Source organism: Bradyrhizobium sp. STM 3843 (genome assembly GCF_000239815.1).
In the GTDB taxonomy this organism is placed as follows: Bacteria; Pseudomonadota; Alphaproteobacteria; order Rhizobiales; family Xanthobacteraceae; genus Bradyrhizobium.
Window position 1 is genome coordinate 24,864 of the sequence record NZ_CAFK01000349.1, and the last position, 12,143, is coordinate 37,006.

A 12,143-nucleotide genomic window follows, 5' to 3' on the forward strand; every position below is an offset into this window, starting at 1 on the left:
TGTCGTCAAGTGTTCCTGAGACTGTCGTCGCGTGAATCCGATACGGTCATCCCCGACGACTTGTTAGGAGATCATATGGCATAATGCGGCGGCAGTTTGTTCGCTCGACGGCGCGCGAAGAATTCTCCCGACACGCGAGAGAGAAACAAGATCGGGTTCGCGCATCGGCGTGGTGTGCCAGGCAGTTCCGAACGCGGTATTCCAAATACGGCAGATGTCGCATTGGAACTCACGCGCAGTGAGCCCGGCCATGATCGCGCCTGGACCGCAAACGCACCGGCGACCTGTAGCAGTCTGCTTCCGAGCTTAACCGCCCGGCAGGTCGATGCTCGCGAAGTATTTCCGTCTGGCCTTAGTCGCGGTTTGATTTGGCCAGCGTATCCACATAGAGACGCTCGCCTCCAGCAAACTCCTCAGGATGAAAGCTTGATTTGCGGCAAAACCCTCATGGTGAGGGCAGGACAAGGCCGCGCGTCTCCAGACGATGCTTCGCATCGGCTGGGAGAACCATGAGGCCCCGAAATGCCACAGCCATGTGCGATTGCCCTGCCTGAAATGAGGCCGCCCGGTTCTCAGGCCGCTGCAGGCGGCGTCTGCTGGCGCGCTTCTCGAACGGCGATTTCGGCAAGCTCGTGTTTGAACGACCAGGAGCCGATCTCTTCGCCCTCGCGAAGGAAGTGCACGCTCCAGGCGGCGAGGTGGCCGCCATCGTCGCGAATCATCTGCAGCAGGCTTTGCGCCAGTCGCGAATGGTCGACGGGCAGGCGGAGGTCGAGAAAATCGCCGCAATAGTCGGGCAGCGCGCTGCCGTTGATATCGCGAACTTCCATGCGGATTTGTGCCATCGCCTGATTGAACGACAGCAGGTCTTTCCGGCCGGTAAATGCTGCAGCTTTTGTCGGGCGTTTTGAGCAAACCCACGAGCGGCGATACGCAAGGGCCGAATGGGTGGCAGCCGTCTCAATTCGCCGGCTCGTAATTGCAGGTGGCTCCGCCGCCACCCTTGTCCTTGAGAGCGGCGGGATCGAGCGTGCAGTCGAGCTTGGACAGGCTCTCGAACATCGACCCGGCCGCGCCGTCGGACGGAATGCCGGCCATGGCCAGGGTGGCGTAGATCTCATTGGCGGCCCGGCCGGTCAGCTTCTCCGTGCTCTTGCCGAAAGTCAGCTCGCAGGAGCGCGCGGTGATGTCGACATTGGAGGTGCGGCAGACGATCTTGTCGGCGGTGATCGTGATTGCATCCTTGAACGGGCTGTCGGCATGGCCGTCGAAGATGGCCTCGACCGCCTTCTTGTAGACTGCGGGAAGCAGCGGCGAGTACGGCGCCACCGCGCCGGCCACCGCCAAGGCGGCGGCGCCATTGATCGCGCGGGCGTCGGCGGCCATCGAGGGCGACGTTCCGGCGCAGACGAGAATAGTCAGGATCAGTCGTTTCATACCCATGCTTCCTTGCCCATGCTTCCTTGCTGCTTCCGTGGCGCTCAGCTTCCCGGTCGCCCGCGCTCCATAATCCGCGCCCGTGATTGAGAATGATGAATGCATTGACGGCTACGCTGTGAATTCTGCGTGAATGCGACGAAGCCGCCACATCAGCTTCCCGCCGAGGCAGCCACCAGCCCCGTCACCATCGCTTTCACCATGGTGGTGATCTCCCGGCGCAAGAGCGCGAGCGGCACGGCGATCAGCTTCTGCTCGAGCCCGAGCGCTACCATGCCGTGCACGGCGGAGAAAAGGCTGCGCGCGGTGATACTGATCTCCTCGGTCGCGCGGTGCGGGAACAGCACGGCCAGCGGCTGGTGGATGTGGCGAAACAGATGCATCTGATCGCTGATCGCCCAGTCCGGCAACGACTTGTCCGGCGCCATGCGGTGCTCGAACAGCGCCCGCCAGAGCTCGAGATTGTTGGCCGCGAAGTCGCAATAGGCGAGCGCGATCCGGACCAGTGCGGCTTCGGGCGCCGGAGGTCCATCGCTTTCGGCCGCCGATAACTCGGCATCGAGCCGCGCCAAAGTGCGCGATCCCACCATGAGAACGAGCTCATCGACATCGGCCACCAGGTTGTAGACGGCACCGTTGGCGACACCGATTTCCTGCGCCAGCTCCCGGGTTTTCAGGCCAGCCAAGCCCCTCGCGCGAATCGCGTTTTCTGCCGCCTCGATCAGCGCCTCGCGCTGTTTCGTCCGTCTTTCCAACGTTTTAGACATTTTTAACCATATGATTGAGCGTTGTTCAAAATTGTCTTGAGCGACGCTCAAGATTGCGCTACAAAGTCTTCATGAGCAGTGCTCATAGCAGGGAGCCAACAATGTTCAAGACCGTTTTGACGCTATTTCGGGGCAGTGTCGCCGTGGTTGAGGAGGAGCTGCAGGATCGCACGGCGCTCGTGCTCCTGGATCAACAGATGCGCGATGGCGCGGCGGCCGTCGATCGCAGCAAGCGCGCGCTCGCGATCGCGATCGCGCAGGACCAGCAGGAGGGCAAGCGGCTCGAGGCCATCAGTGGCCGGATCGCCGACCTCGAAGTCCGCGCCACTGCAGCCCTCGACGGGGCCCGCGACGATCTCGCGCGGGAGGCCGCGCAGGCGATCGCCAATCTGGAAGCCGAGCGCGACGCCGCCAACACCGCGCGGGCGCTGTTTGCGGCCGAGATCACGAGACTGAAGCGTCACGTGGCCAATGCCGAGGCGCGGATCAATGAGCTCGATCGCGGCCGGCGCATCGCGCGCGCCTCCGAAGCGGTGCGCGCCTTGCGCCGTGGCGGCATCGAGGCGGCGCGACCTTACGAATGCACCTTGCCGGAAGCGGAAGCGACCTTGAAGCGCCTGCGCGAACGCCAGATCGAGGCGCAAGCCGCCGACGAAGCGCTGATGGAGCTCGATGCCGCGACCGGTCCGCTGAGCGTCGCCGAGAAGCTCGCGGAGCAGGGGTTCGGCCCCCGCATCAAGAGCACGGCTGACGACGTCTTGGCGCGGCTCAAGGCCAAGCGCGCCAGCGCGAACTGAGCAATATCCCTTCGATCAACCACCAACCCACCTCAACAGGAGACGACCATGAACCAGAATGCTCAACCTCACAGCGGCGCTTGGGTCACCTTCACCTACGCCTCCTTCGCGGCTTCCGCCTTTCTCGTCGCGCTCGGCATCTTCTTCCTGCCGATCGATCTCTGGATGAAGGGTTATCTGACCATGGGCGTCGTGATGCTGGTGCAGACCTGCGTGACGCTGACCAAGACCGTCCGCGACAATCACGAGAGCGGCAAGCTGGTGAACCGTATCGAGGATGCCAAGGCCGAACGCCTGCTGATGGAGGTCTCCAAGGCGGCTTAGAAAAATGCAGCCTAGAACAAGGCGGCCCAGAAATGGCGGCCTGATCCGGCGAGCATAGGAGCAGGGCGGCGCATGTCATCGGATGCGCCGCCCCGCCGCCTGCCGCAACAGGGATGCGCAAGGTATCATTTACCTTGCGGAACACCGCGGAGCCCGCGTGCTGAAGGTCCTTAATGCACGCGGCGTATGGATGATGGCAGGGCAGGGCGCAGCGAGGTAACACAAATGGCGTCTGTTGACGGCGGCACGCCGACATCGGGCGAAGCGAGGGATCGTGCGAAAGCCGGCTCGGCGATGGCGCGCCTCGGTGGCCACGCAGCCTTCTGGCTGAAGGCGCTGACGCAACCGACCATCGACCTCACCTTGCGCACCCATGCAGGGCTGCGAACGCGGATCGTCGAGGCGCCAGGCCTGTCGCTCTCCCAGGACGAACTCGCCGCCCTCGTTGACCAGCTGCGCAGTGTCGCCGCCAAGACGCTGCCGCAGGAGAGCCTCAGCTACGGCATCTTCTCGGGCGAGCCCGAGCGGCTATCGCGCGCGATTGTCACGCTGATCTGCGAGGAGAAAACGGGACGTCCGATCGCCTTCAATGCGCTGTCAGTGATGGACGTCCGGCTCGACGGCGAGCCGGTCGAGGTGACGCATCTTGGCCTCGTGATGGTCGATCCGGATGTGCGTGGGCAGGGGCTGTCCTGGGTGCTCTATGGCCTCACCGCACTGGTGCTGTTCGCGCGCGACGGTCTGCGCCCGAAATGGATCTCCAATGTCACGCAGGTGCCGGCCGTGGTTGGCATGGTCAGCGACACCTTCTCCGACGTCTATCCGTCACCGCTGCCGCAGGCACGGCAGAGCTTTGCCCATCTGCAGCTGGCACGCGGCATCATGACGCGTCATCGCGCGGTGTTCGGCGTCGGCGAGGAGGCCGGCTTCGACGAGGCGCGCTCTGTCATCACCAATGCCTATACCGGTGGTTCGGACGCGCTGAAGAAGACTTTCGAGATCGCGCCGAAGCACCGCAACGAGATCTACAATGCCTTCTGCGCCCGCGAGCTGGACTATGAACGCGGCGATGATGTGCTGCAGATCGGGCGCATCGATCTCGCCGGCGCGCGCCGTTACGTGTTGAGCGAGGTGCCGCATGGCTCCTTGCCGGCGCTGCTCGCCGCATCCGTGATGCTGGCGCTGCAGCGCCTGGTGCTGCCGCTCGTCTACTGGCTGGACGACACGCGCCCCTTCGGCTCGCTGAGGCCGCGGGAGCGCGACACCGTCCAGAAGGCCGGAGGGCAGGGATGAGCTTCGACTACTGGTCCTTCACCACCCGCAATGTCGGCTTCATCGATCCGCGCGAGCAGCAATTGCTGCGCGATGCCTGCGTGTTCGTCTGCGGCGTCGGCGGCATGGGCGGCGCGGCCTTGATGGCGCTGGCGCGCGCCGGCGTCGGCCGTTTCGTGATCGCCGACATCGATCGTTTCGAAGTGTCCAATCTCAACCGCCAGGTGTTTGCGTTTGCCGATGAAGTCGGCCGCGAGAAGGCGGAAGTCGCCGCGGAAGCCGCACGACGCATCAACCCGACCATCGCGATCGACGTGCTGGGCGCGAACTGGACCGACGAATTGCCCGCCATCGCGCGGCGCTGTCCGGTGATCGTCAACGGAATGGATGATATCGCTGCCGGCATTCACCTCTATCGCACGGCGCGCGATGCGGATGCGACCGTGATCGACGCCTACATGTCGCCGTTGCCGTCCGTGATCGTGGTCCGCCCTGACGATCCCCGGCCCGAACAGCGGCTCGGCTTTCCCACGCTCGCCAAGGATTGGCGCGAGATCAGCGAAGACGACCGGCGCAAGGCGATGCTCGCCGAGATCGAGCACGTGATGCTGCATTCCTCCTCGCGCAATCATGTCGATCTCGCCATCGCCGGCGAGGTCGCAGCCGGCCGCCGCAGCCGGATGTCGCTGGCGCCGATGGTGATCACCACGGGAATGCTGATGGCCTATGAGGCGATCGCGCTGATCCTGGGCAACCGCTCGGGCACCGATTGTCGCGGCTGGTTCTTCAATCCCTATCGGCCGGCAATCGAGAAGCCGCGCAACCCGCTGATGGCTGCGATGCTGCGTCCGCTGGTCCGGCGTGCGATCGCGAAATTGACGAGCGGCCAATGACCCCGGGCATCACCGCCGATTCCATCGTCAATCTGTGCGGCGCGATCGGCCTCGCGGTCGCGATGATGACCTTCTATCGCCGTGATCCGCGGAGCCCGCTGACCTTTCGCCTGCTGCTCGCGCTCGGCGTGATTGCGATCCTGTTCCTGGTGCGCGGGGTGGCCTGGTGGAGCGGCAGCGCGACGCTCGATGATATCTCGGTGCTTCCGGCGGCGCTGATCCCGCTCGGCGCCCTCATTGTCACCGAGGGCATCCTGCGCCGCCACGCGCCGCGCGCGGTGAAGTTGGCTGCGCTCGTCGGCGGCCTGCTGCTCGGTTTCGGCGGCACTCTCGGGCTTGAGCGTTTCGCCATGCCCTATGCCGTCGTCCTGGCGCTATTCCAGCTCGCCGCCTTCGTCACCTGCGGGGTTCTGCTCGCCACGCGCGACCGCGCGGCACTGATGGCGTCGGAGAACCGCAGCATCGGCCGGCTCGCGGTCGGTGCGCTGGTCGTGATCCCCTTCATCCTCACCGATTTCCGCACGCTGTTTCCGGAGATTCCGGTGCGCCTCGGCGCGCTCGGCGCACTGCTGACGGTGACGGTGATGCTGATTGCGGGCGGTGGTGCGGAGACGCGGCGCCATGGGCTGACGCTGATGGCGGTGCGCCTGGTGTCTTCGGCGCTGCTCGGCTGTGCGGCCGCCTTTATTGCATCCGACGTCGATGCGGCGCAGATCATCCGCTTCTGCGCCGTCGCGGTCGCGGGCGTGCTGACGATCGGGCTGATGACTGACGCGCTGCGCGCTTTGTTTGAATCGCAGGAGCCCGGCGTGCTGAATTCGGTTGCGGCATCCCCGGCGCGGACCCGCGACCAGCTCATCGGCGAACTCGCGCGCCACCCGATCTTCGAGAGCGCGTGCCGCTATCGCGAAGGCGAGCTTGCAGCTTACGATCCGCCGTTGCTGCACGATTTCCTGTCGCGGCAGCGTGTGCTGCGCCGCTCCGATGCGCCATGGGGCCTGCCGGCGACCGATCCGGCGACCGAGCGCATGGTTTCGCTGATGACGGCCAACGCCGCCACGCATCTGATCGTGCTGTCGCATGATCCCGTCGACCTGATCGCACTGGCGGTGCCGGTGACCTCGGCCGACCCTGCCACCGAGACCGCGCTCGCACTGGTGCGGCGGCTGCTCGCCCTGACGCCGGAGGCCGCATGACGATCGAGATCCGCGAAGGAGATCGCAAGGCCGCTTTCGATGCGGCGCTCGAGGCCTATGGCCGCCAGAGTCTCTATGTGCCGCCGCTGTGGAGCGATTTCGACCGGATGTTCGATTCCGAGCGAAATCCGTTCGTCACCGAGGGCCACGGCCGTTATGCGCTGTTCTCGGCGCATCGGGACGGCCGTCCGGTCGGGCGCATCGCGGCCTCGATCCACGATGCCGCCAACCGCAAGTTCGGCACCAATGTCGGTGCGTTCGGCTTCTTCGATTGCATCGATGATGCCGAGGTGGCCGACGCACTGCTGGGAGCCGCCGAACGCTGGCTCGGCGCGCGCGGTGTCGGCTCCATCTCGGGCAATTTCAATCTGACGGCGATGCAGCAAATCGGGGTCGTGACCGACGGCTTCGACCATGCGCCGTTCACCGACATGATGTGGAGCCCGCCGCACATTGCTCGCCATCTCGAGCGCGCCGGCTATGCGAAGGGCTTTCCGATGACGACCTTCGAGATCGCGCTCGAGGACGTCAGCCCGGCGCAACTCATCGGCGACAAGCAGCGCCAGATCCTCGATGACGCCGAGTTCGTCTGGCAGCCGATCTCGCGCTCGGCCTTCAAGGCGCGGCTGGAGGATGCGCGCCTCATCCTCAACGACGGCTTCGCCGAGAACCCGATGTTCGTGCCGCCGAGCGCGGCGGAATATCTGTTCCAGGCCGGCGACATGATGTGGATCATCGACAAGCGGATATCGACCGTGGTCTATCACCGCGGACGGCCCGCTGGTGCGATCATCGCGATTCCCGATCTCAATCCGCTCGTGAAGGCGCTCGGTGGCCGCATCGGGCCGTCGGCGCCGTTCCGCCTGCTGCATCACCGGCTCACCAACACCCGTGCCGTGCTGATCTATCAATCGGTGTGTCGCGACCTGCACAATCGTGGGCTCAATGGCGCCATGCTGTATCGGACCCTGCAGGCGTTGAAGCACGCCGGTTACCGGACGCTCGGCGGCACCTGGATCGCCGACGTCAACGGTGCATCGCTACGGCAGGCCGAGAAGGTCGGGGCGAAGCCGCTGCATAGGCTACATCTCTTCACCAAGCCGCTTGCGGCCGCCGCATGAGCATGCTGTCGCCCGAGCTGTTGCGCGAACTCGTCGCCGAGGCCAGGCTGGCGCCGAGCGTGCACAACATCCAGCCGACGCGCTGGCGTCTCGCGGCCGATTGCCGTCTCGTGCTGCTCGACGATTGCATGGTGCGTGTCCCGGTCGCGGATCCGAGCGGACACGATGTGCGGATCTCGCACGGCGCGGCGCTAGAAGGCATGAGCCTCGCGCTCGGCCGCCGCGGCCTCTCTCGATCGTCGACATCGCGCCAGCGCCGGAGCAGTCGCCGTCGCGTCATGCGGCCATCTGCACGCTGACCATCGCGGACTCAGGGCGCGACGATCCGCTGGGCGATGCGGTGTCGCGGCGCATGGCATGGCGCGGGGCCTTCGTCAGCAGCCCGGATGATGACGCCGCGTTGCGCACGATTGCGGCCGGGCGCGACGATGTCGTCTGCATCCGTGAGCGTGCGGCCATCGCCGAGATCGCCACCTGGGGCGACCAGGCCGAGATCTCGTTCCTGCGCCGCGACGCGCACCGCCGCGAGCTGCTGCATTGGATGCGGCTGTCGCGGCGCCATCCGCGCTATGCGCGCGATGGTCTCAACCGCGAGGCGCTCGCGATGAGTGCTGCAGAGGCGCTCGGCGCTGGCATCGTGCTGGGCAGCATCTTCCGGGCGCTGGACCGGCTCGGCCTTGCCGCAATGCTGGTCTCCGAACGGGCCAAGACCGCCTCAGCCGCCGGTCTCGTTCTGCTGTTCCGTCCGAAGCACGAGGACGCTCTGGTCTCAGGACGGCACTTCTATCGGCTCTGGCTTGCCATCGCCCGCGCCGGATTCTCCGCCTGTCCGATGTCGGCGCTCGCCGACGCGCCAGATGTCAATGCGAGGCTCTGCGCCTTGGCCAGGGTCGACGACGGCCGCCGGCTCGTGAACGTGTTCCGGGTCGGCCGGCCGCAGACGACGAAGGCCGTTTCTCACGCAAGACTGCCGGTTGCCGATCTGATCGTCTAGCCGGCCGCGCGACCCGTTCAACGTCCGGGCAGGTGTCCTATCGCACCGTTGCGGTGACCTTGGACGATTCCAGTTTAGAATGGGTTGCGGCTGCACCCCGGCGGCTCGATGCCTGTTATGATTACTGGACTTGCGGCACTGATACGCTATAGTTATTCATATATAACGAGGTCTGGAGGCGACTGTCGATGGAGATCGAGTCCAAATCCCTGACCAGCTGCAGCGTGTCCGACGACGGCGCGGCCGTCTCGCTCGGATTCGTCGATGCGCAGGGCCGATCGGCGACGCTGAAGCTGTCGCTCAATCAGGTCGGCGCGCTGGCGATGACCTTGCCGGGGCTGATCGACAAGGCGCTGCAGGCGCGCTTCGGCGACGCGTCGCTGCGCTATGCTTATCCGCTGGCCTCCTGGGCGCTGGAGCGCTCGTCCGATCCCGCCCAGGGCATGCTGACCTTCCGCACGGTCGACGGCTTCTCGGTGTGCTTCTCGATGCCGCTGTCACAGCAGAGCGAGCTCGGCGAGGCGCTGGCTGCGCTGCCCGCGCCGGTGATGTTGCGGGCGAATTGACCATGACGCTCGCGTTGCAGCCTCAAACTCGATCGTCATGCCCCGCGCATGCGGGGCATCCAGTATTCCAGCGCACATAGTTGGGGCACATCAGAGACCGCGGCGTACTGGATCGTCCGCCTTCGCGGACGATGACAGTTGTTTCGTGGTTGATGCGCTGCCTACCTACGACTCTTGGACAATGGAGCGACTACTTCCCCTTGACGAACGCGGCGAATGCATCCGCGTAGTCCGGGTGCCAGCGCGAAAGCGCTGGGCGATTTTCCACGATGTCGCCGGCCGCCCACAGGATGCGTCGCTCGTCGAGCGAACGCGGCACGTCGTTGTCCGGGCAGAGGATGTAGAAATCGCCGGCGTTGACCCGCTCCAGCATGAAGTCGACCGTCTGCTCCGGCGTCCACGCCGCAGCCGGCTTCTCGGTGCGGCCTTTGGCAGTCAGCGGCGTGAACACGAAGCCCGGGATGAACAGATGCGCGGATATCTGGCAATCCTTCGTGTTGCGCAGCTCGTGCTGTAGCGCCTCGGTGAAGGCCTTCACGCCGGCCTTGGAGACATTGTAGGCGGGATCGCCCGGTGGCGTGGTGATGCCCTGCTTGGAGCCGGTGTTGATGATGAGGCCAGGCTTGCCGCCCGCGATCATGTTTGGCGCGAACACCTGCGAACCGTTGATGATGCCCCAAAGGTTGACGCCCAGAATGCGCTGCCAGTTGTCGGGCGGCCCGAACATATTGCTGCCGGGCTGGATGCCGGCATTGTTCATCAGCACGTGGGTCGCCCCAAAGCGCGTCCGCACCGCGGCCTCGAGTTCCTCGACGCTGCCGCGCCGGCTGACATCGACGATCGCGGTCATGATCGAGGCGGCGCCGTCCTTCGCGATCGATGATAGTTTCGCGGCGGCTTGTTCCAGGCGTCCGTCATCGACATCGGCGATGCAGACCTTCAGGCCGAGGCCGGCGAGCCGCATCGCGGCGGCAAGGCCTATGCCGGAAGCTCCCCCGGTGATGACGGCGGTGTGGTCAGGCGACAAAGCAGAGTGGGGCATGGAAAATCTCCCGGCGGTTGCGATCGTGATGCTGGCTGCGATTATTTCATAGCCATGCCGTCATCATCTACGCTTGCCGCATAGGTGAGTTTCGCGGATGCGGGCGGCCGCTTGCTTTACCCGAGCCGCCGCCCGCTGTAGATTGCTGGACATAACGGCATCGCGCCGCGCCCCAACCCGAACAGCATATATATCAAGGGAGAAACACCATGGCTGTGACCGAGGCCATTCCGCTCACGCGTCATCCTTTCGCCGACGGTTCCTACAAGAAGATGCTGATCGACGGACAGTGGGTCGATGCGGCCTCCGGCAAGCGCTTCGAGACGCACAATCCTGCAACGGGTGAACTGCTGGCCAGCGTCGCCGAGGGCGATGCCGAGGACATCAACCGCGCAGTGGCGGCGGCGCGCCGCGCCTTCGAGGGACCCTGGAGCAAGGTCAAGCCGTATGAGCGGCAGATGCTGCTGCTCAAGCTTGCCGAACTCGTCGAAAAGCATTTCGACGAGCTCTCCGCGCTCGACACCGTCGACATGGGCGCGCCGCTCAGCCGCACCCGCGCCTATCGCGGCCGCGCGCTCGGCATGCTCCGCTACTATGCGGGCCAAGCCACCGCCATCCATGGCGAGACCATCGAGAATTCGCTGCCGGGCGAGATCTTCTCCTACACGCTGAAGGAGCCGGTCGGCGTGGTCGGCGCCATCATTCCCTGGAACGGACCGCTGACGGCGACGATCTGGAAGATCGGGCCCGCGATTGCGACCGGCTGCACGGTGGTGCTCAAGCCGGCGGAGGAGGCGCCGCTGACCTCGTTGCGCATTGCTGAGCTGTGTCTCGAAGCCGGCATTCCCGCAGGGGTCGTCAACGTGGTGCCGGGCTATGGCGAGACCGCGGGCGCCGCGCTCGCCTCGCATCCGGATGTCGACAAGGTCGCCTTCACCGGCTCGCATATCACCGGACAGTCGATCATCCGCGCCTCGGCTGGCAACCTCAAGCGCGTCTCGCTCGAGCTCGGCGGCAAGTCGCCGGACATCGTGTTCGCCGACGCCGATCTCGATGCGGCGGTGCCGGGCGCCGCGATGGCGGTGTTTGCCAATTCCGGGCAGATCTGCAGCGCCGGCACGCGGCTGTTTGTCGAGAGCAAGATCTATGACGAGTTCGTCGGCCGTGTCGCCGAGTACGGCAAACAGCTCAAGGTCGGCAACGGCCTCGATCCCAACGTGCAGGTCGGCCCGCTGGTGTCGCAGCAGCAATATGACCGCGTCTCGGACTATCTGGCGATCGGCCAGAAGGAGGGCGCGCGGGCGCTCGCCGGCGGCGGCAAGCTCACCGAGGGCGCACTGGCCAAGGGCTATTTCGTGCAGCCGACCGTGTTCGCCAATGTCGCGGACACCATGCGCATCGCCCAGGAGGAGATCTTCGGCCCGGTCATTTCGGCGATCTCGTTCAAGGACACCGACGAGCTGATCAAGCGCGCCAATGCCACCATGTTCGGCCTCGGCTCCGGCGTGTGGACCACCAATGTCTCCAAGGCGCACCAGGTCGCCAAGGCGCTGCGCGCAGGATCAGTCTGGGTCAACTGCTACCAGGCGATGGATCCGGCAGTGCCGTTCGGCGGCTACAAGATGAGCGGCTACGGCCGCGAGTCCGGCAAGCAGCACGTCGAGGAATATCTCAACGTCAAGGCGGTGTGGGTGAAGACGGCTTGAGAGGATTGCTTGCTTCCACGGGCTCGGT

The 12,143-nt window shown here is 65.3% G+C and carries 14 protein-coding genes; 10 read left to right on the top strand and 4 right to left on the bottom strand.

All coding sequences use genetic code 11. The features are described from left to right. Positions 1-572: 572 nt before the first annotated feature. From BRAS3843_RS42440 to BRAS3843_RS38520, 3 genes are all read right to left on the bottom strand, one after another. Positions 573-1,001, bottom strand: a complete 429-nt coding sequence (locus tag BRAS3843_RS42440; protein WP_244425571.1) for a hypothetical protein — start codon at positions 999-1,001, stop codon at positions 573-575. Continuing rightward, the gene (locus tag BRAS3843_RS38515) at positions 961-1,437 is read right to left on the bottom strand and encodes a hypothetical protein (RefSeq protein WP_244425572.1); all 477 of its coding nucleotides are present in this window, start codon (positions 1,435-1,437) and stop codon (positions 961-963) included. Before BRAS3843_RS38515 ends, BRAS3843_RS42440 begins: the two co-directional genes overlap by 41 nt. A gap of 152 nt (positions 1,438-1,589) precedes the next feature. Next, positions 1,590-2,204 (bottom strand): TetR/AcrR family transcriptional regulator, encoded by a 615-nt coding sequence (locus tag BRAS3843_RS38520; protein ID WP_035984196.1) that lies wholly within the window; start codon positions 2,202-2,204, stop codon positions 1,590-1,592. Positions 2,205-2,305: 101 nt separating this feature from the next. On the opposite strand from BRAS3843_RS38520, the gene BRAS3843_RS38525 reads away from it, so the two are divergent. From BRAS3843_RS38525 to BRAS3843_RS38560, 9 genes are all read left to right on the top strand, one after another. Further along, the gene (locus tag BRAS3843_RS38525) at positions 2,306-3,001 is read left to right on the top strand and encodes a PspA/IM30 family protein (protein WP_008974735.1); all 696 of its coding nucleotides are present in this window, start codon (positions 2,306-2,308) and stop codon (positions 2,999-3,001) included. 48 nt (positions 3,002-3,049) lie between these two features. Continuing rightward, positions 3,050-3,325 carry a YiaA/YiaB family inner membrane protein gene (locus BRAS3843_RS38530; RefSeq protein WP_008974736.1) on the top strand — a complete coding sequence of 92 codons (276 nt, stop codon included), beginning with the start codon at positions 3,050-3,052 and terminating at the stop codon, positions 3,323-3,325. 294 nt (positions 3,326-3,619) lie between these two features. Further along, positions 3,620-4,618 (top strand): membrane protein, encoded by a 999-nt coding sequence (locus BRAS3843_RS38535; RefSeq protein ID WP_035984200.1) that lies wholly within the window; start codon positions 3,620-3,622, stop codon positions 4,616-4,618. Further along, complete coding sequence (locus tag BRAS3843_RS38540; RefSeq protein ID WP_008974738.1) at positions 4,615-5,490, top strand: ThiF family adenylyltransferase; 876 nt, start codon at positions 4,615-4,617, stop codon at positions 5,488-5,490. The genes BRAS3843_RS38535 and BRAS3843_RS38540 overlap by 4 nt, the downstream gene beginning before the upstream one ends. After that, positions 5,487-6,686: a hypothetical protein gene (locus BRAS3843_RS38545; protein ID WP_008974739.1), complete on the top strand. Its 1,200-nt coding sequence runs from the start codon at positions 5,487-5,489 to the stop codon at positions 6,684-6,686. The genes BRAS3843_RS38540 and BRAS3843_RS38545 overlap by 4 nt, the downstream gene beginning before the upstream one ends. Further along, positions 6,683-7,807, top strand: a complete 1,125-nt coding sequence (locus tag BRAS3843_RS38550) for a hypothetical protein (RefSeq protein WP_008974740.1) — start codon at positions 6,683-6,685, stop codon at positions 7,805-7,807. Before BRAS3843_RS38545 ends, BRAS3843_RS38550 begins: the two co-directional genes overlap by 4 nt. After that, on the top strand, positions 7,804-8,106 hold the full coding sequence (locus BRAS3843_RS42445) for a hypothetical protein (protein ID WP_008974741.1): 303 nt from the start codon (positions 7,804-7,806) through the stop codon (positions 8,104-8,106). Before BRAS3843_RS38550 ends, BRAS3843_RS42445 begins: the two co-directional genes overlap by 4 nt. Before the next feature lie 53 nt (positions 8,107-8,159). After that, positions 8,160-8,801: a hypothetical protein gene (locus tag BRAS3843_RS42450; RefSeq protein WP_244425573.1), complete on the top strand. Its 642-nt coding sequence runs from the start codon at positions 8,160-8,162 to the stop codon at positions 8,799-8,801. Positions 8,802-8,989: 188 nt separating this feature from the next. Further along, on the top strand, positions 8,990-9,367 hold the full coding sequence (locus BRAS3843_RS38560; RefSeq protein WP_008974744.1) for a hypothetical protein: 378 nt from the start codon (positions 8,990-8,992) through the stop codon (positions 9,365-9,367). Between the two features lie 190 nt (positions 9,368-9,557). Here BRAS3843_RS38560 and BRAS3843_RS38565 read toward each other — a convergent pair whose 3' ends face one another. Then, positions 9,558-10,409 (bottom strand): SDR family NAD(P)-dependent oxidoreductase, encoded by an 852-nt coding sequence (locus BRAS3843_RS38565; protein WP_008974745.1) that lies wholly within the window; start codon positions 10,407-10,409, stop codon positions 9,558-9,560. 209 nt (positions 10,410-10,618) lie between these two features. Here BRAS3843_RS38565 and BRAS3843_RS38570 point away from each other — a divergent pair, with 209 nt between their 5' ends. Further along, positions 10,619-12,115 (top strand): aldehyde dehydrogenase family protein, encoded by a 1,497-nt coding sequence (locus BRAS3843_RS38570; RefSeq protein WP_008974746.1) that lies wholly within the window; start codon positions 10,619-10,621, stop codon positions 12,113-12,115. Positions 12,116-12,143: the final 28 nt, after the last annotated feature.